This is a genomic window from Streptomyces sp. BE20 (assembly GCF_036322525.1).
Taxonomy (GTDB): Bacteria; Actinomycetota; Actinomycetes; order Streptomycetales; family Streptomycetaceae; genus Kitasatospora.
In genome coordinates this window covers 1-20,617 of sequence record NZ_JAQYWW010001005.1, presented here as the reverse complement: position 1 = coordinate 20,617, position 20,617 = coordinate 1, and the positions used below count along the sequence as shown (strand labels likewise).

Sequence of the window (20,617 nt, the reverse complement as noted above, 5' to 3'; positions counted from 1 at the left end):
CGGTGGGACGCACCGCGACGCCGAACGACCACGCCAGCGGAGGAGACACCATGCACGACCCCCGACAGCCCCGGGACGCCGAAGAGCAGCCGCTCCCGCAGGCCGGGCGCGGTCCGGCCGCGGTGTCCGGGGCGGCAGCGGAGCCCGGGCAGGCAGCGGCGTCGGGCCAGGTCGCGCGGGCGGTCGCCGTGCCGCCCTCCGTCGTGTCGCCGCGTGAACCGGCGGACGGGCCCGCCGGCAGGACGTCCCTGCCGGCGGCCGGCAGCACGGTGGGCCGGCTGACGTCGACCGTCGACCGGCTGCGCCGCGAACTCACCCGGGCCCACGCCCAGGCGGACGGCCGGGCGCTGGTCGAACTCGCCAAGGGGATCCTGGTGGAGCGCCTGGGCGTCTCCCCCGCCGAGGCCGGCCGCCAGCTCGACACGCTGGCCGACCGTTCCACGCTGTCCGTCCTGGACCTGGCGGCCGACCTCGTCAACCAGGCCTCGCACGACCGGATCGCCGACGTCGCCCGGGAGTTCATGGCCTCCGCGGGCGAGCCGTCCCTCGGCGTCCGGCTGCGCAGCGCCGAGACGGGGATGCTGGGCGCCTCCGACGTCCAGGCCGTGGCGCAGTCGGTGCTGGAGCACGCGCTCCGGCCGCTCGGCGCGCAGGCGGTGGCGATCTGGGCGGCCAACTCCGACCAGTCCCTGACGCTGGCGGGCAGCGCCGGATTCGCCGACGAGGAGGCGGCGCGCTGGCGCCACGTCCCTCCGGGTGTCCCCGTTCCCGCGCGCCGCGCACTGACCGAACGGGCCTCCGCGGCCTACGAGTCGCTCGCCGCGGCGGGGCTCCCCTCCATCGGACAGCGGGAGTTCGGCGGCGGCCGGCTGGCCGTGCCCGCCGGGGCGGGCGGCCGGATCACCGGCGTCCTGGAGGTCTGCTGGAGCGGCGACCTGCCGGCGCCGTCGCAGTCGCTGCAACGGCAGTTCGAGGCCCTGGCCGAACTCTGTGCCACCGCCCTGGAGTCGCACCCGGCCACCGGGAACGGCGACGGCGTCGACCCGCAGACGGCCGACCTGCTGGAACTCGTCCAGGGCCTGCACGACCCCTGCCTGGTCGTGCACCCGGACCTCGACGCGGCGGGCCGGACGACCGACTACCTCATCAAGCACCTCAATCCGAGCTTCGAGGACTTCGCCGGCCGCCCGCGCAGCGCCATCCTCGGCGCCCGGCTGCTGGAGGCCTACCCGCTGGCCGCCGAACCGGGCGGCCTCTTCGAGAAGATCGAGTACGTCCTGGCGACCGGCGAGTCGTTCCGCTCGCCGGGGATGAACCTCTCCGCCCTGGTCGACGGCGTCCCGCTGACCACCCGGGCCAGCGTCAGCATCACCCGCTGCGGGGCCGGCGCGGTCGTCATCTGGCGGGCCGAGGACGGCGCCGCCCGCGTCGCCAGCCTGCTGCAGCACGCCCAGCGGCTCGGCCGCATCGGCGGGTTCGAGGAGAACCTGCACACCGGCGAGATCGCCTGGAACGAGACCCTGTTCGACCTCCACGGCCTGCCGCCGCACGCCGACCCCATCCCGCTGGACCACCTGGCGGCCCACGCGCACCCCGACGACGAGCACACCATCGGCCGGTTCCTGCGCACCCTGCTGCACCACCGGCGCCCCGCCTCCACCGCCTTCCGCCTCCAGCGGGCCGACGGCATCGCCCGGCACATCCGGGTCGTCGCCGAGCCCGTCCTCGACGCCGACTCCCGCATCACCACCGTGCGCGGCGCCTACCAGGACGTCTCCGCCCAGCACTGGACCGAGGTCGCGCTCGCCGCCACCCGCGACCAGCTCGCCCACACCGAGCAGCAGGCCGCCGAACGCAACCGGCTCGCCCTGCAGTTGCAGCACGCCATCATGCCGCCGAGCCGCGGCCCCCTGGAGCTGCACGACCTGCGGGTGGGCGTGCGCTACCGGCCCGCCGAGAAGGACCACCTGGTCGGCGGCGACTGGTACGACGCCCTGGACCTGCCGACCGGCCAGGTCCTCCTGTGCGTGGGCGACGTCGCCGGGCACGGCATCGAGGCCGCCACCGGCATGGTCGCCCTGCGCAACGCCCTGCGCGGCCTGGCCGCCACCGGCGCCGGCCCGGGCCAGCTGCTGGGCTGGCTCAACACGGTGACCCACCACCTGACCGACAACGTCACCGCGACGACCGTCTGCGCCCTGTACGAACCCCGGACCAGGACCCTCCGCTGGGCCCGGGCGGGCCATCTGCCCCCCATCCTGCTGCGCGACGGCCGGGCCACCGAGCTCCCCACCGTCTCGGGGATCCTGCTGGGCGCCATCGACCAGGCCGACTACGAGGAGGGCGAGATCCGGCTCCGGGCCGGGGACACCCTGATGATGTACACCGACGGCCTGATCGAACGCCGGGACCGTTCCCTGGAGGAGTCGCTCGACGACCTGCTGTCCATCGCCGGGAAGTCGGGCGGGCAGCCGGAGCTCGAACGCCGGCTCGACCACCTCCTGCGGTACAGCAGTTCCGACACCGACGACGACACCTGTCTGATCGGGGTCACGGTCTGCTGAGCCGGTCCCGTCCGGTGCGGCCCGACCGGTGCCGCCTTGACCGGTGCCGCCTCGAACGGCGCGGTCTTGAACGGTGCCGACCTGTTCGTCACGGCCGGCAGGTGTGAGGTCCGCAGTCCGGGGCAGCCGAGGGCCGAGAACGCGTCGGCCGGGAACAGCTCGGCGGGCACCGGGAGAAAGGGAACCGACATGAGCAACATCGACATCTGGGAGTTCCGCTCGACCTCCGGCCACGTCGCCGGCACCGACCTGGTGGGCTTCCACGTGGAGGCGACGGACGGACAGATCGGCAAGGTCGACCGCCACTCCCCGGAGGCCGGCTCCGAATACCTCGTCGTCGACACCGGTCCGTGGATCTTCGGCAAGCACGTCCTGCTGCCGGTCGGCACCATCGTCCGGGTCGACCAGGAGGACGAGAAGATCTACGTGGACCGGACGAAGGCCGAGATCAAGGACGGCCCGGAGTTCGACCGGGAGAAGCACGAGGACGCCGACCTCGGGTACCGCGAGGCGTACGGCAGCTACTACGGCCCGTTCTACAGTCGCCCCATCATCTGACCTCCGGTACGCGGACGGGCGGCGGCCACCGATCAGGGTGGCCGCCGCCCGTCCGCGTACCGCCGGTCCGCCGGTCCGGCGGTCCGGCGGTCCGGCGGTCCGGCGGGTCAGCCCGGCGCCGCCGGCACGGCCACCGGCGACGAGCCGCCGGGCACCAGCAGGTACGGCGCCCCGCCGCCGTCCGCCGGGACGGCCCAGACGTCGGTGCCCTTCCCGTCCCGGCCCGGCAGCGCGTAGCCGAGCGTCTCCCCGTCGAGCCAGGCCACCTGGTCGTCCACGCTGCGCGACTCGGCCAGCGGGTGCTCGCGCATCCCGTCGAGTTCCAGGACGTGGAGCCGCCAGGGCGCGGCCGGGTCGGCCGAGACCTTCTTCTTGAAGGCGATCCGGGTGCCGTCCGGCGACAGCGACGGGCACTCGACGTTCTCCCGCAGCGTCCGGGCCGTCCACGCCCGGAGGTCGCCCTCGACCAGGTGGGTCCGGCCACCGGTCGAGACGGTGGCGTAGAAGCGGTTGTCGTCGGCGGCGAAGGTGACGCCCCAGTAGTTGACGTCGGCGGCGTGGTGGCGGGTACCGCCGACGGTCAGCGGGACGGACTCGATCGACTTGACCAGGTAGCCGGTGCGCAGGTCCAGGATCGACGTCCGGGTGGAGAAGGTGCCCGCCGCGTACGAGTCCCCCACGGCGAAGGTGGTCCAGGAGAGCAGCTGCCCGGAGGCCGACACCCGGGCCCGGTTCGGGATGCCGGGCACCGTCACCGTCTGGAGCTCGGTGAACCGCCGGTCGTACACCACCGCCTGGGTCCGCGCCGGGACACCGGGCAGCGCCCGCAGGCACAGTGCCCGGTCCCCCGCGGCGTAGAACCGGGCGCAGGACGGCCCGTCCGGCGCCCCCTGGCTGCGGGCGACCCGGCCGGTGGCGGTGTCCCGGTAGTAGAGTCCGGGTTCGTTCAGGCTGAACGAGCTCTCGGCCGCGACGAGTTGGGGCCCGCCGCCACGCTGCCTGGCGTGCAGGACGTACCCGAGCGAGCCGCCCAGCAGCACCAGGACGGCGAGGACCAGCACCGTCGAACGCGCTTTCACGCGACCTCCCCTCCCGGCAGGATCCGCCAGGCGGCGGCGAGTGCGGCGGCCAGCGCGAGTGCGCTCACCGCCAGGGCCGGACGCGGGCCCCACCACGTCCAGGCCGCGCCGAACCCGGCCGCGCCGACCAGCCGGGCCAGCGCCTGGCCGGTCTGCAGGACGGCGAGCCCGCCGGCCCGTCCCTCCGGCGGCAGCACCGGCCCGGCGAGTGCCATCAGGACGCCGTCCGTGGCCGCGTAGAAGACGCCCAGGAGCACCAGGGTGAGCACCGCGGCCGGCCGCCCCGGCGCCAGCATCAGGGTGAGGTAGGCCGCGAGCAGGGCGCCGTGCCCGCAGAGGAACGGGACGCGCCGCCCGGTCCGGTCGGCGATCCGGCCCGCCGGTACGGCCAGCAGCAGGTAGCACGCCGCCGCGCCGAGCGGGAGCAACGGGAAGAGCACGGGCGGCAGGTCCAGGCCCCGCTGGAGCAGCAGGTAGACGAAGGAGTCGCCGATGGTCGCGGCCCCCAGCAGCGCGGCGGCCGTGACCACCCGCCGGAACACCGGATCGCGCAGTGCCCCGCCCCTCCTCCGGGCGGGCTTCGTCCGGCCGGGCTTCGTCCGGGCAGGCTTCGGGACGACCGCGGGCACCGCAGGCACCGCCGACCCGGCCGGGACGAACAGCACCAGCACCAGCACGCCGAGCAGTCCGACGGCGAAGCTGACCACGAACACCGCGTCGTACGCGTCCGCCGTCGCCCACAGCACCGCGAACGCGACGAGCGGTCCGAGCATCGCCCCGGTGGTGTCCATCGCCCGGTGCACGCCGAACGCCCGGCCGAGGGCCTCCGGCGGTGCGCTGAGCGAGATCAGCGCGTCCCGGGGGGCCGTCCGGACTCCCTTGCCGAGCCGGTCGGCGGTCAGCGCGGCGGCGATCCCGCCCGCCGCACCACCGGCCAGCAGCAGCCCGAGCCGGGAGAGTGCGGAGAGCAGGTAGCCGACCCCGGCGACGGTCCGGTGCCGGCCGCCGCCCCGGTCCGCGAGCCTGCCGCCGAGCAACCGGACCAGCGCCGTGGCCCCGTTGAACAACCCGTCGAGGAAACCGAACTGGAGTGGTGAGAGGCCGAGCCCCAGCACCAGATAGAGCGGCAGCACGGCGGTGACCATCTCCGAGGAGACGTCCGTGACCAGGCTGACCGCTCCGAGCGCGACGACCGTGCCGGGGACGCGCCGCCCCACCCCCGCGGGGCGGGGCGGCGCGTCCGGACGGCGGCCGGTGGTGGCCAGGTACATCATCAGTGGCAGCTGTACTTCGGGCTGCTGTCCTTGACCTGGCCGTCGGTTCCGACGTAGCTCCAGCCGTACCCGGAGTCGGTGAAGTCCAGCTTCAGCACGCCGTAGTCACCGCTGATCCGCTTCTGGCTGTTCGGCTGGACCTGCTCGATCGGGTACGGTTCGGCACCGCCCATCCCGCCGACGATCTCGACGATCCCGTCCGCGGTGGCCTTCCCGTCCGGGTCCTGCGGGGCGAACCGCTCGTAGTGGTGGTCGTGCCCGTTCAGCACCAGGTCGGCCCTGGCGCCGTAGAGGATCTTCCACACCGGCCGGGAGACCGGGTCGTTGCCGTGCCCGCCCGAGGAGTACAGCGGGTGGTGGAAGTAGGCGGCGACGCACTTCTTCGCGTTGGCCGCCAGGTCCGCCTTCAGCCAGTCGATCTGGGCGCTCTGGTCGAAGGCGTTGGAGTCCAGCGCGACGAAGTGCCAGTTGCCCTCGTCGAAGCTGTACCAGCTCTTCCCCTGCGGGTAGGCGATGCTGCCGAAGTAGGACTTGTACCCGGCGAGCGAACCGGCCGGGTCGTAGGTCTCGTGGTTGCCCGGCACCGGGCGGGTCTTCGCCTTGAAGGCCCCCCAGGTCTTGTCGTAGTAGTTCCGGAAGTCCGACAGCCGGGCGTCGTCGTACTGGTTGTCACCCATCGTCAGGTAGAACTTCGGGTTGATCTGCTGGGCGAGCGCGGCCGTCTTCGGGTGCGCGCAGCCGCTGTCCGAGGCGGTGCACTGCGCGGCGATGTCACCCGCCGCGACCACGGTGAACGCCCCGCCCGGCGGCGGCCCGCCGTCCAGCACCCCGTAGACCTCCATCTCGAACAGCGAGTACCCGTAGGACGTCCCGCGCGCCGTTCCGTGGATCCGGACGTAGCGGCCCTTGGCCGCCAGCCCCGTCCACTCGTCCGTCCCGCCGTTGCCGGCCTTCTCCTCGGCCACCGTCGTCCAGGTCACCCCGTCCGACGACACCTCCAGCCGGTACGCCTTCGCGTACGCGGCCTCCCAACTCAGCTTCACGCGGCCGACGCCGGCGTTCCCGCCGAGGTCCACCTGCAGCCACTGCGGGTCCTTCCCCTCCACGCTCGCCCACCGCGTGGTGGCACTCCCGTCGAACGCCTTCCCCGCCGCGTACGACGACCCCTCCGTGGACGAGGCCGTCGCGGGCCTCCCCTGCGAGATCAGCGGATCGGCCGCCGCTCCCGCCCGCCCGGACCAGCCGAGCAACAGGCCGCCGAGCAACGTGAGCACGGCGGCGAACACTCCGACACGAACAGGCCTTGCCGAGACACCCAGACGCATCCCTGGACTCCCTGACCTTGAGAAACGGTGAGAGCTGGACACCGGCGCGCACCACAACACGACGCCACCGGCCAAGCGGCAACCGCACCACCGCGGCGGCCGGGACAGAGCTCTCACTGAGCGCGTCACGCCCCGTCCGGCAGGGGCGCCGCGCCAAGCCGCCAGCCGACAGCGTAGTAGAAAGTAAAGTTTCCTACCAATAGTCGAGCAGCACCGAACTTCCGTACGATTCAGCAGCGTTGGCACCCCGCCGGCTCGCCCGGCACCTCCTGCCCCTCCGGTCCCACGGGTCCGTCGGCGACTGCCACCCCCACGCGTCCGGCCACCCCGCCGGTGGCGGGTGACGGCGGGCCGGTCGGCGGGCTATTCCGGCCGGACCTCGCCCGCCTGGAGCCCCTTCTCGCCCTCGACCGCCACGAACGTCACCTTCTGGCCCTCGAACAGGGACTTGAAGCCCTCCGCCTGGATCGCCCGGAAGTGAACGAACAGGTCCGGTCCGGACTCCGGAGTGATGAAGCCGTAGCCCTTCTCGTCGTTGAACCACTTCACCGTGCCGTTCTGCCGCTCTGCCACAGCCACTCCACTCAGAAGATCCACCGAACCCGACACGGCGATCATGGCAGAGCCCGGGTTCACCGCGAGGCTGCGACGCAGGGCCGGCAACCCCTTCGGCGGGCGGCTGCCCGGGCCGGTGGCGCGGCGACGGCCCGCCACCCCGGAGGCCGGCCGTCGGCCGGATACCGCCGTCAGTCGCGCAGGTGCCACCGGACCGGCAGCTGCTTGAGACCGTTCTGGAAGTTCGACACCAGACGGGCCGGCGCCGCACCGGGGACCAGCGCCAGGCCGGGCAGTTCGGTGAGGACCTGACGGAGCAGCGCCGTCATCTGCAGGCGCGCCAGCTGCGCGCCGACGCAGAAGTGCGGGCCGTGACCGAAGCTGACGTGGTCGTTCGGGGTGCGGGTGACGTCGAAGCGGTCCGGGTCCGGGAAGACCTCCTCGTCGCGGTTGGCGGACGCGTGGTAGACCACCACCTTGTCGCCGCGGCGGATCCGTCGGCCGCCCATCCCGACATCCCGGGTGGCGGTGCGCCGGAAGTCCACCACGGGCGGCCAGTAGCGCAGCATCTCCTCGACCGCCGAGGCGGTCAACTCCGGCCGGTTCACCAGCAGTCGGTACTGCTCGGGGTGGCTGAGCAGCGCGTGCACACCGCCCGGCAGCCCGTTGCGCACCGTCTCGTTGCCGGCCACCGCGAACAGGAAGAACATGGTCTCGAACTCCGCGACACCGAGCCCGCCCTCCCGCATCCGGGCCAACAGGCTTCCCGGACGCGGCCGTTCGGCGAGGGCGTGGGCGTAGGCGAACATGTCGGCGAGGGCAGCACGCGAACGCGGGTCGACCGGGCGCCCGTCCGGGGCTGTCCGGCCGACGGGGCGGTGGGCGAGCGCCGCCCGGCCGAGGTCGGTGAGCGTCTCCGGGTCGACCGTACGGGAGTCGGCGTAGTCGGCGTCCTGGTAGCCGATCACCCGGTTCGCCCAGTCCTGCAACAGCTGCCGGTCCTGCTCCGGGACACCCATGACCCGGGCCAGGGTCCGCACCGGCAGGTCGGCCGCGAGCCGGACGAAGTCCGTCCCGCCCCGGGCGCGCACCTGCCGGACGGCGTCCGCGGCGTGCCGCTCGATGTCGGCGGCCAGCTCGCGGAGGGTACGCGGGGTGAACGCTCCCGCGACGATGCGGCGCAGCCGGGAGTGGTCGGGCGGGTCCTGGTTGAGTATCATCGTCCGGGCGAAGTCGAGGTCCGCCGCCGTACCCGGATCCCGGATCTGCGTCGCGCCCAGGTGCGAGGAGAACACGTCCGGGCTGCGGAGCACGTGCTTCACGTCCGCGTGCCGCAGCACCGCCCAGTACCCGGGGCCCGGCGGCCACGCCCCCACCGCCGGCTCCTCGACCCACCACACGGACCCCTGCGCGCGCAGCTCCCGGAACAGCTCGTACGGAACTCCGTCGGCGTAGGTCCCGGGGAGGAAGATCCGGTTCAGGTGTGCCTGGTCGGGGGTCACACGGACCGACCGTACGGCAGCCCCGGCCCGCCCGCCAGGACGCCGTGCGCGCCCGGTCCGGCGGGCCCCGGTCCGGCGGGCCCCGGTCCGCCGGGCGGAGGCGTCCGGGGCTCCCGCCGGCCCCCGGTGGCGGCGGGCCGCGCGCCCGGTAATTCGCTGGCACCCGGCACGGCGGCGCCGCCAAGGTGGGTGCCATGGCAGAACCCCCGTACCGGATCCGCGCCGCCCACACGGCGTCCACCGTCACCGTCTACCAGGCGTACCCGCCGGAGATCGGCCTCCCGGCGGCCCGCGACGGCCGCTTCCCCGCCCGGTGGAAACGGGACCGCATGACGTGGGTCAAGCCCTCCTTCCTCTGGATGATGTACCGCTCGGGGTGGGGGACGAAGGAGGGCCAGGAGACCGTCCTCGCCGTCGAGATCGGCCGCGAGGGGTTCGAGTGGGCGCTGGAGCACGCCTGCCCGACGCACTACGAACGCGGGCTGCACCCGGACCGCGCCACCTGGAAGAGCCTGCTGCGGCGTGCGCCCGCCCGGGTCCAGTGGGATCCCGAACGTGATCTGGACCTGCAACCCCTGCCGTACCGTTCGCTCCAGCTCGGCCTCGCCGGGATCGCCGCCCACCGGTACGCGGAGGAGTGGACCGTCGCCGTCACCGACGTGACGGCGCTCGCCCACCGGATCCGGCAGTGCGTACGCGACGGCGATCCGGAGGGCGCTCGCCGGCTCCTGCCGGTGGAACGCCCCTACCCCGTCCCCGCCGGGGCTCTGGCCCACCTGCACCGGTGACCCCGGCAACCGGGAGGGCCGCGCCCGACCCACCGTCATGACGGCGGGTGGAACAGCGGCATACGATCGGCGAATGTCGCAACGCAACGCATCCTCGCCCCCGGCCACGGCACCGGTCACGGCACCGGCGGCCCGCTCGGCGCGCCGGCCCAGGGGCTCCGTGCTGTCCGTCGGCTCGGTGGGCTCGGTCCTCTCGATCGGCTCGGTCGGGTCCGTGCTGTCGATCGGCTCGGTCGGCAGCGTGCTGTCCGTCGGTTCGGCCGGCTCGGCACTGTCCGCGCTCTCGGCCGGGTCGTGGCTGAGCCTCGGCTCGCTGCTGTCGGCCGGCTCCCGCTGGTCGGTGCTGTCCTGGCGCTCCCGGCGCGGGCTGATGGCCTCCGGCGCGGTGGCGGTCTGCGCGGTCACCGCCGGGGCGGCCGTGGCCGTCGGCGGCCGGCCGCGGCGGCGTGCCCGCTAGCCGGGCGGCCGGGCGGGGAGTGAGGCCGTCGTGATCCGTCGGATCGTTCGCAATCCCGGGGCCTGGTACGTGGCCGCCCTGTCCGTCATGTGCCCCGTCCTGGTGCTGCTGCCGCCCGATCGGGTGCTGGCGCTGCGGGAATGGGCGTCGACCAATCTGGCGAACCTGCACCCCTGGCCGTCCGGCCATCCGGTCGAGTCGCTGGTGGTGTCGGCGTTCGTGCCGCAGGACAGTCCCTGGGTGTGGCCGGTGTTCGCGCTGTCCGTGTGCACGGTCGTCTCGGCACTCGGCGCCCGCCGCGCGGTGGTGTCGCTGGCGCTCGCGCAGGTCGGTGCGACCCTGCTGACGGAGGCGCTGGTCTGGTGGCGCATCGACCACGGCGCGCTGCCCGCCTCCGAGGCCCACACGCTGGACACCGGCCCGTCCTACGTCGTGGTCGCGGCGATGACGGTGGCTGTCCTCCGGGCCCGTCCGGTGTGGTGGCGGGCGGTGTGGCTGGTGATGCTGCTCGTGGCCGCCCCCGCCCTGCTCGACGGGCTCGGCGAGGGAGCGGTGGCGGCCGTCGGCCACGTGCTCGCCTTCGCCGCCGGACTCGTGATAGCGGCCGTGCACCGGTTCCGTCACTCGCCTCCGGCCCGCCCCGCGCCGGAGGCCGTCTCCTCGCCCCCGGCCCCGGCCCGCACCTGACCGCGCGCCCTGGTCCGACCGTTCCGGGGCCGTACCGCACGCCCCCGCGGTGCGGCCCGACGCGGTACGGCGCGGGCCGGGGCAAGCCGGGGCAAGCCGGGGCGGTCGGACCGGCAGCGGGATCCGGCAGGCGGCTCCCGCTGCCGTTGCGGGCCGGCCGCGCGGGGCGCAGCATCCTGACCATGACGACCGAGGAAGACCGGATCAGGGCGCTGGTGCAGGACTGGGCCTCGGCGGTCCACCGGGGCGATCTCCCGGGCGTCCTCGCGGACCACGCCCGGGACATCGTGATGTTCGACGTGCCGCCGCCGTACGAGGGTGTCCGGGGCATCGACGCGTACCGCGACACCTGGCCGCCGTTCTTCGAGTGGCAGGCCCAGGGAGCCGCGTTCGAGATCGAGGCGCTCGACGTCACGGCCGGCGCGGACGTCGCCTTCGCCCACGCCCTGCTGCGCTGCGGCACACCGGCGGACCTCGCCGAACGGCCCGCGCAGCGCCTGCGGCTCACCCTGGGCCTGCGCAAGGAGGACGGCCGCTGGGTCGTCGCGCACGAACACCACTCCTTCCCGGACGCCACCGGAGCGGAGTAGCGCCGCCCCCCGCGTCGTCCCGGCGCGCCGCCAGGTCCGGCAGGTCCGCCAGGTACTCGGCGGCCGACTCGGGCACGACAGCCACCCCCGGCCGGACGCCCCCGGTCTGCGGGGAGGGGCGGAGGGGCGGAGGCGCGGACCGTGTCCGAATGTGACAGGGAACCGTCATTGCTGCCACCGGCCGCACCGGGCGAGGATGAACGCATGCCCACTCCGCACCGTGTCGTCATCGCGGTCTTCCCCGACGTCGACCTCCTCGACGTCACCGGCCCGGCCGAGGTCTTCGCGCTGGCCAACCGGGAGACCGCGGGCCGCGCCGGCTACCGGGTCCGCCTCGCCGGGCCGACCGTCGGTGCGGTGCGCACGTCGGCGGGAGTGCGGCTGCTCACCGACGTGGCCTTCGAGGACGTCGGCGGGCAGGTGGACACCCTGCTGGTGCCGGGCGCGGTCGACATGACCGACGACGGCCCGCGCGCCCGGATCGACGACGCCGTCGTGTCCTGGGTCAGGGAGACCGCCCCGCACGCCCGGCGGGTGGCGTCGGTCTGCGTGGGCGCGCACCTGCTGGCAGCGGCCGGCCTGCTGGACGGGAGGACCGCCACCACCCACTGGTCGACCGCCGACCAGCTGGCCGCCGACCACCCGGACGTCACGGTCGACCCGGACCCGATCTTCGTCCGCACCGACCGCGGCCGGCTGTGGACCGGGGCCGGGATCAGCGCCTGCCTGGACCTCTCGCTGGCCCTGGTGGCCGAGGACTTGGGCGAGCAGGCCGCCCTGGCGGTGGCCCGGCAGCTGGTGGTGTACCTGAAGCGGCAGGGCGGGCAGAGCCAGTTCTCCGTCCCGCTCAGCCGCCCTCCCGCCGGCCGGCGGGACATCGACGAGCTGTGCCTCTGGATCGCCGACCATCTCGACGAGGAGCTGTCCGCGCCGGCGCTGGCCGCCCGGATGTGCCTCAGCGAGCGGCACTTCGCCCGCGTCTTCAAACAGGAGACGGGCACCACTCCGGGCGCGTACGTCGAAGCGGCCCGCGTCGAGGCGGCCCGGCGCGCGCTGGAGGCCACCGACGATCCGCTCGACCTGGTCGCGTCCGCGTCCGGGCTCGGCTCCGCCGAGACGCTGCACCGGGCGTTCCGGCGGCAGCTCGCCACCACCCCGGCGGCCTACCGCCGCAGCTTCCGCACCCGGACGGTCTGACCACCGGCCCGTCCGACCGCCACGCCGACCACCGGCCCGTCCGCCCCCGCGCCGGCCTGACGCGTGGCGGGCCGGCCCGCCACGCCCCCTCCGGGAAGGCCCCGTCTCCGGGCCTGCCCCCACCCGGCCTGCCCCTTCCCCGGGCGCACCCGCGCCCGGCCCCTCGTATCCACTCGTCCGACGAAAGGCCCCACCATGACCACCGGCACCCCCGTCACGACCCCCTCCACGACCCTGCGCGACGTGATCGGCCTGGACAACCGGCCGCCGCGGCTGGGCGAATCGGCCCTGATCATGATCGATTTCCAGAACACCTACCGCACCGGCGTCATGGCGCTGGAGGGCGCCGAGGAGGCCCTCGCAGCCGCCGCCCGCCTGCTGGAGCGCGCCCGCGCCGCCGGCACACCGGTCGTCCACATCGTCAACGACGGCGGCGAGGGCACCCCCTACGACATCCGCGCCGACATCGGCTCCCTCAGCGACGAGGTCGCCCCGGTCGACGGCGAGCCGGTCGTGGTCAAGCAGTTCCCCGACGCGTTCCACGCCACCACGCTGGAGGAGACCCTCACCGACCTGGGCTTCGCCCCGGGCGCCGGGAAGGACCTCGTCCTGGCCGGGTTCATGACCCACATGTGCGTCACCTTCACCGCCCAGGGCGCCTTCCACCGCGGCTACCGGCCCACCGTCGTCGCCGCGGCCACCGCCACCCGCGCGCTGACCGGTCCGGACGGCACCGTGCTGCCGGCCGCGGCACTCCGGTCCGCCGCCCTGACCACCGTCACCGACCTGTTCGGGCTCAGCGTCCCCACCGCCGAGGACCTCCCCGCCTGACCCCGCCCGGACACGGACGCGGCCGTGCGGGAGGCCCGCCCGCCCGCCCGGCCGCGTTCATGTCACATTTCCGGCCACAATGGGCACTCCACTCCATGAGCACACCACAGACACAGGATCTCCGCGTAGGGTGAGGCCGTTCCACCGCCCGGTTTCCCGACCAACGAGCCGTATCAAGCGTGCTCTTCGACAGGACTGGAGTGAATTGACCATGCACGAGCGTCAATTGTGGAAGCGTCTGGCGACCTCGACCCTCCGCAGGATCGCCCGCCGGGGACTCGGCGCCACCCTGGGCGCCCTCGCGCTCATGGCCGCCTTCGTCCTCGCCGGCACCACCACCGGGGTGTCGAGCGCGGCGGCCCAGACGTCGGCGGCCTCCGGCAGGTGGGCCTGCTCCGGCGAGGCCATCACCCCCGGATGGGTCGTCACCGCGTGGGAGCGCGGCGGCTGCAGCGGCCGCGGCTCCTGGTACCAGGAACCCGCCAAGGACGGGATCTGGACCTGTTCGGGCTCGCCGGTCGTCACCGGGTACGTCACCACCGACCACACGCAGAGCGGCTGCAACGGCATCGGGAACTGGCGCCACAACCTCGTCCGCGAGGGGATCTGGACCTGCGGCGGCTCGCCGGTCGTCACCGGGTACGTGATCACCGACCACATCCGCAACGGCTGCGCCGGCGTGGGCTCCTGGCGCCACAACCTCGCCAAGGACGGGATCTGGACGTGCGGCGGCTCGCCGGTCGTCGCCGGGTACGTCAGCACCGACTACATCCAGAACGGCTGCTCCGGCGCCGGATCCTGGCGCCACAACATCGCGCGCGTCGGCCTGTGGACCTGCCCGGGCTCGCCCATCCCGCCCGGCTTCCGCTCCACCTCCTACCAGGCGTCCGGCTGCGGCGGCCTCGGCGCGTGGGTCCTCGCGCGCGCCTGACCCGATCGAAGGCCCGGAGGCACCGCACCCACGGCGGTGCCTCCGTCCCGTTCGCACGGATCCGGTCGCCCACCGGACCGGCTTGACCGTCGAACAGGCGCTGCTGCGATAGTGGGCGCGTGCGTGTCGATCTCCTCGGACCTCTGGTGCTGGACCTCGGCGCCGGCCCGACACCGGTCGGCGGTCCCCGGCTACGGGCACTCCTGGCACGGCTCGCGCTGGACGCCGGGCGCGGCGTCCGGCCGGAGACCCTCGTCGAATCCCTGTGGGCCGGGGAGCCGCCCGCGGACCGGGCGAACGCGCTGCAGTCGCTGGTGTCCCGGTTGCGTCGCGTCCTGGGTGATCCCGCGCTGCTCACCGCAGGGCCGGCCGGCTACCGGCTCACCGTCGAACCGGACGCGGTGGACGCCGTCCGGTTCGAGCGGCTGGCGCGTTCCGGGCGGCAGTCACTCGCCCAGGACCGGCCCGCCGAGGCCGTCGCGACGCTGCGGGAGGCCCTGGGGCTGTGGAGCGGCCCGGCCCTCGCGGACGTCCGCGAGGCACCGTTCGGCGACACCGAGGCCGCACGGCTGGAACGGGTGCGGCTGGCCGCCACGGAGGACCGGATCGAGGCCGAACTCGCGCTCGGCCCCGGCCCCGACCTGGTCGCCGAGCTGGAGTCGCTGACGGCGGGCCACCCGCTCCACGAACGACTGCACGCCCAGCTGATCCGCGCGCTCGCCGCCGCAGGCCGACGCGCCGAAGCCCTGGCCGCCTACCAGCGACTGCGCGACCGGCTCGCCGACACCTTCGGCAGCGACCCCGGGCCCCGGCTCCAGGCGGCCCACCTCGCCGTGCTGCGCGGCGAGGTCCCCCCGCAGCGACAGCACCCGGACGCGCACCGGCCGTTCCGCCGATCGCGGGTCCACGGGAACCTGGACGCTCCGCTGACCAGCTTCATCGGCCGTCAGGACGACGTCCGCCGGGTCGTCGACCTGCTCGACCGGACCAGGCTGGTCACCCTGGTCGGTCCCGGGGGCTCCGGCAAGACCCGGCTCGCCGGCGCCGCCGGACACCGGCTCACGCCGTCCTGCGGCGTGTGGTTCGTCGCCCTGGCGCCGGTCGGCCCGGACGGGGTGGCGCGCGCCGCTCTCGACACCCTCCGGGCGCGCGACGTCGACCCGCCCGAACGCCCTCCGGCCCCGGACCGGCCGGCCGGGGCGTCCCCGGACACCGGTCCGGGCTCGCCCGGGGAGATCCTGGACCGCCTGGCCGAGGCCGTGGCGGACGACGACCTGGTCCTCGTCCTCGACAACTGCGAGCACGTGATCGAGACCGCGGCCGCGCTGGCCGGCTCCCTGCTCGGCCGCTGCCCCCGGCTGCGGATCCTGGCCACCAGCCGCGAACCGCTGCGGATCGACGGCGAGACCCTCCACCCGGTGCTCCCCCTGGACCTGCCCGAACCGGGTGCGCCGGCCCCGCAGGCCCGGGCCTGTGCGGCGATCCGGTTGTTCCAGGACCGGGCCGACGCGGTCCGCCCCGGCTTCACCGTGGACGACGACCTGCCCGCGGTGATCGAGATCTGCCGCCGCCTGGACGGCCTGCCGCTGGCGATCGAACTGGCGGCGGCCCGGCTGCGGACCCTGCCGATCGAGGTCGTCACGGCCCGCCTGGACGACCGGTTCCGGCTGCTCACCGGGGGCAGCCGCACCGCGCTGCCCCGCCACCGGACCCTGCGCGCCGTGGTGGCCTGGAGCTGGGACCTGCTGGCCGACGACGAGCGGGCGCTCCTGGAGCGGCTCGCGGTGGTCCCCGGCAGCTTCGCCGAGGACGCGGCGCGGGCGGTCTTCGGGTCCGCCCCCCATCGGGCGGACGACGTCGAGGAGTTGCTGTCGGGTCTCGCCGACAAGTCGCTGCTCCACCCGGTCTGGTCCGCCGACACCGGCGAGCTGCGCCACCGGATGCCGGAGACCGTCCGGGAGTACGGCCTGGAACAGCTCGCCGGGCGCGGGGAGACCGGCGCCGTCCGCGCACGCCTCACCGGATTCCTCCTCGACCTGGTCGAACGGGCCGAGCCCCGGCTGCGCACCCGCGACCAACTGCGCCTGCTGGCAAGGCTGTCGGCCGAGCGGGACAACCTGTTCACCGCCGTGCGCCGGACGGTCGAGGCCGGGGACGCCGCCACGGCCGTCCGGTTCGGCGCCGCACTGTGCTGGTACTGGACCATGCGGGGCAACCCGCCCGAGTCGTCGGACCTGCTCGGCCAGGTGCTCGCGATGCCCGGGCCGGCCGATCCGGTGGCCAGGGCACTGGTGGTCGTGACGCACACGCTGGGCACCGAGGCCGTCGGCCCGCCCCACGAGGCCGAGGCCGCCTTCCACCGGATGGTGCGCGCGGTGGAGGGCATCGACCCCGGTGTCCATCCCCTGCTGGAGATGGCCCGGTCGGCCGTCGCCGCCGCCCGGCCGGCACCGCCCCCGGGCCCGGAGGGCGGCCCGGACGCAACGGACGCAGGGTGCTCCTCCCGTCCGCCGACGGAGGGGGGCGGGGCTGGAGGGGACCCCTGGAGCCGGGCGTTCGGGCTGATGGTCCGGGGCCTGCTGGCCATGCGCACCGGCGACCTCGCCGGCGCGACGGAGTTGCTTGCCCGCGCACGGACCGGTTTCGAGGAGCTCGGGGAACGGTGGGGCGCGGCGACCACGCTGAGCACCCTGGGGTCGATCCGGCAGCGGTCCGGCGACCCGGCCGGCGCACTGGCCCTGAACGAGGAGGCGGCCCGGTACTTCCAGGAGCTCGACATCCGGGAGTACTCGATCGAGAACGACGTGCGGACCGGGCTGGCGATCGCCCAGGCCGGGGACGTGGAGGGCGGGCGGCGACTCCTGGAGGGGCTGCTCGACGAGGTGACGCGGGCCGGGGCGGCCGAGCCGCGAGCACACGTCCGGCTGGGCCTGGCCCGGCTGGAGTGGCTGGCCGGACGGCCGGGGCCGGCCCGCGAACACGCGCGGATCGCGCTGGCCGAGTCGCCCGACGGCCGGGCGGTCCCGTCGCACCTCACCGCCCTGCTGCTGGCGGTCCTCGCCCAGGTGGACACGGAGGAGGGCCGCCCGGAGGACGCCGCCCGACGGCTCGACCACCCGGCGGTGCACCTGATGCTGGCCCGGGACACCCCGGCCGCGGCCGGGATCGTGGCCGCCGTCGCCGGGATCGAGCTCGGCCGCGACCGGCCGGCGAGCGCGGCCCGGTTGCTCGGGGCCGCCGCCGTGCTGCGGGGCCCGGACGACCTGGGCGACGCCGTCGTCCGCGGGGTCGAGCGGCGGGCCGCCGCCGCGTTGGGCGACGGGTTCGCGGCGGCGCGCGCCGCGGGCGCGGCGATGCCGCGGACCGAGGCCAGGGGCCTCGCGTCGGCGGTCGTCGCCGCGCCCGGAGCCCGCCCGGGGCTGACCGGTCGGGCCGGTCAGCCCGGGCAGTCCGGTCGGCCGGATCAGCCCGTCTGAGTCACGCCCGTGAAGGACGGCACCGCACCCGCCGGGGTCTCGGCCGCAGCCCCGGCCCGGGCCTGGGCCGGAACCGGCTTGCCGAACATCGTGCAGATCACCGCCGTCCGGAGCGCCCGGTCGGCCTCCAGCAGTCGCTGATCGGCACCGAACTCGAACAGGAACTCCGTCGGGACGAGCACGGTGGAGGTGCGCGCACCGGTCCCGTCGGTGAGGTTGCCGCTGCTGTACCCGGTGATCCCCCCGCCGTGGCCCCAGACCGTGCCGCACGGGGTGGCCCCCGTCTCGATGCCCAGCCCGTACCCGGCTCCCTCCGGATCCTCCGGATCCATCGGCACGGTGGTGCGCAGCTCTTCGAGCTGGGCCGCCGGCAGGAGCCTGCCGGACATCAGCGCCGTGTAGAAGCGGGACCAGTCCTGCGCCGTGGAGACCACCGCCCCGGCGGCTCCGCCCCAGCTCGGGTTGTTGGCGGAGGTGTCGACGTGGCCGTCCCGGCCCGGCCCGGCGACCACCCGGAACTCGGCGGGCACGCCGGCCGGCATGTGGGCGGCGTCCGGTTCGTACCCCCGGGCGTACCGGCCGCGCCAGCGGGAGTCCGTGGCGAGGTAGGTGTGCCACAGGCCCAGCGGCCGGGCGATCCGGTCACGGATCAGGTCGGCCGGGCTCGCGCCGGTGACCGCTTCGAGGACGGCGCCGACCGCGGCGTAGTTCGTGTTGCTGTAGGACCACTTCGCGCCGGGAGCGAACAGCGGCTCGTGCCGTACGCCCAGGGCGAGCAGTTCCGTGGAGGTCCACCGCCGCCGGTCCTGGCCGAGGATCGAGCCCAGGACGGCGCCGTCCTCGGTGTAGTCGAAGAGGCCGCTGGTGTGGTTCAGCAGCATCCGCAGCGTGATCGCCGCGCCGTTCGGGATCCGGCCCGGCAGCCACTTCTCCACCGGGTCGGTCAGGGCGAGCCTGCCCTCGGCGACCAGTTGCAGCACGATCGTGGCGATCATGGTCTTGGTGTTGGAGCCCATCCGGAACTCGTCGCCGGCCCTGAGCCGCTGGTCCCGCGCGGCCCAGGGGGCCTGCTCGACGATCTCGACGGGCCGGCCGCGGCCGTCGTCCACCCGGACGATCACCCCCGGCGCTCCCGCCGCCACGAGCTGCCGCGCCAGTTCCGTCAACCGGGCCCGCTGCGACTCGGCGCCCTCCTCGACCACCACCGGTGCCGGTGCGGGAGCCGCGACCGCGGGCGCCGCCAACCCCATGGCCAGGCCCGACACCGTCACCACCGCCGGCACCGTCCGCCGCCAGCGCGACCACGCCGTTCTGCCCGCCGGGGCCGGACGCCCCGGCGAAGACGCCTGCCGGGACACCGAGTGCTGCTGGGACATGGAACCGTCCTCCTCGTTCTGGCTCTGCTGGACGGCCCCAGCCTCCGCCCGGCCGCTGGCAAGCCGCGCACAACACGCTGGCAGGCGGCCGGCCACGGGCGCTCCGGTTCCCGGCGCCCGGTGCCGGGCCCCGTTCCCGGGTCGCGGCGGTGACCCCGGGCGGGTTCCGGTGACCCCGGGTGGTTGTCGGGGCGGCCCGCGGCGGCGTCCCCGCAGCCCTGGCAGGTCGCAGCCGGTAGCGGTTCACTGGTAGTGAGCAGGGCAGGAGACGGAGGCCCGGCGATGGACTGTCCTCACCCGATCGGGTTCCACGCGGAGGTCCGCACGCAGTACGCCGCCGCCGGAGCGGACGTGGCCAGGCTGGTGCGGGCCGTTCCGGACGACCGGTGGAGAGCGCCGACCCCCTGCCGCGACTGGGACGTGCGCACGCTGGTGAACCACCTCGCCGCTCAGCACCTCTGGGTCTGCCAGGCGGTGGCGGGCTACACCCCGGAGCAGATCGGCCACCGTTTCGAGGGGGACGTGCTGGGCCGCAACCCCCTCGGCGTCTGGACGATGGCCGTCGACAGCCCCGTGCGCGCACTCGCCGAACCCGGCGCACCCGACCTCCTCGTGCACCTGCCGTACGGGATGCGGGACGCCGGCGGTTACGTCCGTGAGCTCACCGCCGAGACCGTCGTGCACGGCTGGGACCTGGCCCGCGCGCTGGGCGAGACCGGGCGGATGCCCCGGGACGCCGCCCGGTACGCGCTCGCCGAGTTCCGGAGCTACCGCGACCCGGCGGGCACCGGCCGGTTCGACCCGCCCCGCACCGCCCCTCCTGGTGCCGACTCCCAGGAGCTGCTGCTGGCCCTCACCGGCCGCGACCCGGGCTGGTCCGCCGACCGGATCTGAGCGGACGGCGGTCGCGCGGGCCCCGGCCCTCTGCGGCGCCCAACAGGTACGACGGCCCGTTCACCCCTCCCCACCGATCCGGCGGTCCCCTTCAGGGGCCGCCGGTCGTTCGTGCTGCCCCGCCCCGCGTGCGGGCGACGGGCTCCGGACGGCCCGGTGACCTCGTCGAAGCGCCGGAACGCCCGTCGTTCCTGCCGTTCCGGTTCCTCCGCGGCCACGCAGGGTGAGGGCTGTGGTGCGGGCCACCCGGAGGCAGGTGACCCGCCACCCTTTCCACCACCCCCGGCAGAGACACCGTCACCCACCGTCGACCATGTGCGCGGCCTCACAGCCCCACCCCTGTGGCCCGGACCACTTCCCACCCCCCAACGATCTTGAAAATAGGGACATTAGCCTTCAAAACACCCCATTTCCTTGATCCTTACGACCGGTAACCACCCCCTGACATGCCTAAACCTCAGAATCCTTGAAACCCCCACCACCACCCCCGTAACTTCGAACCCGTTGCACCGAGCACACCGCTCACCAGGGCC

17 protein-coding genes are annotated in these 20,617 nt (G+C 74.8%); 11 read left to right on the top strand and 6 right to left on the bottom strand.

What is annotated here, in order from left to right; all coding sequences use genetic code 11:
* The first annotated feature begins 50 nt into the window (after positions 1–50).
* On the top strand, positions 51–2,564 hold the full coding sequence (locus PUR61_RS25630; RefSeq protein ID WP_329881751.1) for a SpoIIE family protein phosphatase: 2,514 nt from the start codon (positions 51–53) through the stop codon (positions 2,562–2,564).
* 189 nt (positions 2,565–2,753) lie between these two features.
* Positions 2,754–3,122 (top strand): PRC-barrel domain-containing protein, encoded by a 369-nt coding sequence (locus tag PUR61_RS25625; protein WP_329881750.1) that lies wholly within the window; start codon positions 2,754–2,756, stop codon positions 3,120–3,122.
* Positions 3,123–3,229: 107 nt separating this feature from the next.
* Here the strand turns inward: PUR61_RS25625 and PUR61_RS25620 are convergent, their stop codons facing one another.
* The 5 genes from PUR61_RS25620 to PUR61_RS25600 all read right to left on the bottom strand — a co-directional run bounded on the left by PUR61_RS25620 (position 3,230) and on the right by PUR61_RS25600 (position 8,857).
* Complete coding sequence (locus PUR61_RS25620) at positions 3,230–4,201, bottom strand: TolB family protein (protein ID WP_329881749.1); 972 nt, start codon at positions 4,199–4,201, stop codon at positions 3,230–3,232.
* Complete coding sequence (locus PUR61_RS25615; protein ID WP_329881868.1) at positions 4,198–5,472, bottom strand: MFS transporter; 1,275 nt, start codon at positions 5,470–5,472, stop codon at positions 4,198–4,200. Before PUR61_RS25615 ends, PUR61_RS25620 begins: the two co-directional genes overlap by 4 nt.
* A gap of 2 nt (positions 5,473–5,474) precedes the next feature.
* On the bottom strand, positions 5,475–6,749 hold the full coding sequence (locus tag PUR61_RS25610; RefSeq protein WP_329881748.1) for a discoidin domain-containing protein: 1,275 nt from the start codon (positions 6,747–6,749) through the stop codon (positions 5,475–5,477).
* 414 nt (positions 6,750–7,163) lie between these two features.
* On the bottom strand, positions 7,164–7,373 hold the full coding sequence (locus tag PUR61_RS25605) for a cold-shock protein (RefSeq protein WP_329881747.1): 210 nt from the start codon (positions 7,371–7,373) through the stop codon (positions 7,164–7,166).
* 173 nt (positions 7,374–7,546) lie between these two features.
* Positions 7,547–8,857 (bottom strand): cytochrome P450, encoded by a 1,311-nt coding sequence (locus PUR61_RS25600; RefSeq protein ID WP_329881746.1) that lies wholly within the window; start codon positions 8,855–8,857, stop codon positions 7,547–7,549.
* Between the two features lie 194 nt (positions 8,858–9,051).
* Between PUR61_RS25600 and PUR61_RS25595 the strand changes: the two genes are divergently transcribed.
* The 8 genes from PUR61_RS25595 to PUR61_RS25560 all read left to right on the top strand — a co-directional run bounded on the left by PUR61_RS25595 (position 9,052) and on the right by PUR61_RS25560 (position 17,814).
* Complete coding sequence (locus PUR61_RS25595; protein ID WP_329881745.1) at positions 9,052–9,645, top strand: DUF4291 domain-containing protein; 594 nt, start codon at positions 9,052–9,054, stop codon at positions 9,643–9,645.
* A 73-nt stretch (positions 9,646–9,718) separates the two neighbouring features.
* Positions 9,719–10,102: a hypothetical protein gene (locus PUR61_RS25590; protein ID WP_329881744.1), complete on the top strand. Its 384-nt coding sequence runs from the start codon at positions 9,719–9,721 to the stop codon at positions 10,100–10,102.
* A gap of 30 nt (positions 10,103–10,132) precedes the next feature.
* Positions 10,133–10,789: a rhomboid-like protein gene (locus PUR61_RS25585; protein WP_329881743.1), complete on the top strand. Its 657-nt coding sequence runs from the start codon at positions 10,133–10,135 to the stop codon at positions 10,787–10,789.
* A 182-nt stretch (positions 10,790–10,971) separates the two neighbouring features.
* On the top strand, positions 10,972–11,379 hold the full coding sequence (locus tag PUR61_RS25580) for a nuclear transport factor 2 family protein (RefSeq protein ID WP_329881742.1): 408 nt from the start codon (positions 10,972–10,974) through the stop codon (positions 11,377–11,379).
* A gap of 204 nt (positions 11,380–11,583) precedes the next feature.
* The gene (locus PUR61_RS25575) at positions 11,584–12,576 is read left to right on the top strand and encodes a GlxA family transcriptional regulator (protein WP_329881741.1); all 993 of its coding nucleotides are present in this window, start codon (positions 11,584–11,586) and stop codon (positions 12,574–12,576) included.
* 195 nt (positions 12,577–12,771) lie between these two features.
* A complete protein-coding gene (locus tag PUR61_RS25570; RefSeq protein WP_329881740.1) occupies positions 12,772–13,407 on the top strand; it encodes an isochorismatase family protein in 636 nt (211 codons plus the stop codon).
* 211 nt (positions 13,408–13,618) lie between these two features.
* Positions 13,619–14,338 carry a hypothetical protein gene (locus tag PUR61_RS25565; RefSeq protein WP_329881739.1) on the top strand — a complete coding sequence of 240 codons (720 nt, stop codon included), beginning with the start codon at positions 13,619–13,621 and terminating at the stop codon, positions 14,336–14,338.
* Positions 14,339–14,457: 119 nt separating this feature from the next.
* A complete protein-coding gene (locus PUR61_RS25560) occupies positions 14,458–17,814 on the top strand; it encodes a BTAD domain-containing putative transcriptional regulator (protein ID WP_329881738.1) in 3,357 nt (1,118 codons plus the stop codon).
* Here PUR61_RS25560 and PUR61_RS25555 read toward each other — a convergent pair.
* Positions 17,802–19,190, bottom strand: coding sequence for a serine hydrolase domain-containing protein (locus tag PUR61_RS25555; RefSeq protein WP_329881737.1), 1,389 nt, complete (start codon positions 19,188–19,190; stop codon positions 17,802–17,804). The two genes, PUR61_RS25560 and PUR61_RS25555, sit on opposite strands and share 13 nt — an antisense overlap.
* Positions 19,191–19,472: 282 nt before the next feature.
* On the opposite strand from PUR61_RS25555, the gene PUR61_RS25550 reads away from it, so the two are divergent.
* Positions 19,473–20,084, top strand: coding sequence for a TIGR03086 family metal-binding protein (locus tag PUR61_RS25550; protein WP_329881736.1), 612 nt, complete (start codon positions 19,473–19,475; stop codon positions 20,082–20,084).
* The last annotated feature ends 533 nt before the right edge of the window (positions 20,085–20,617 follow it).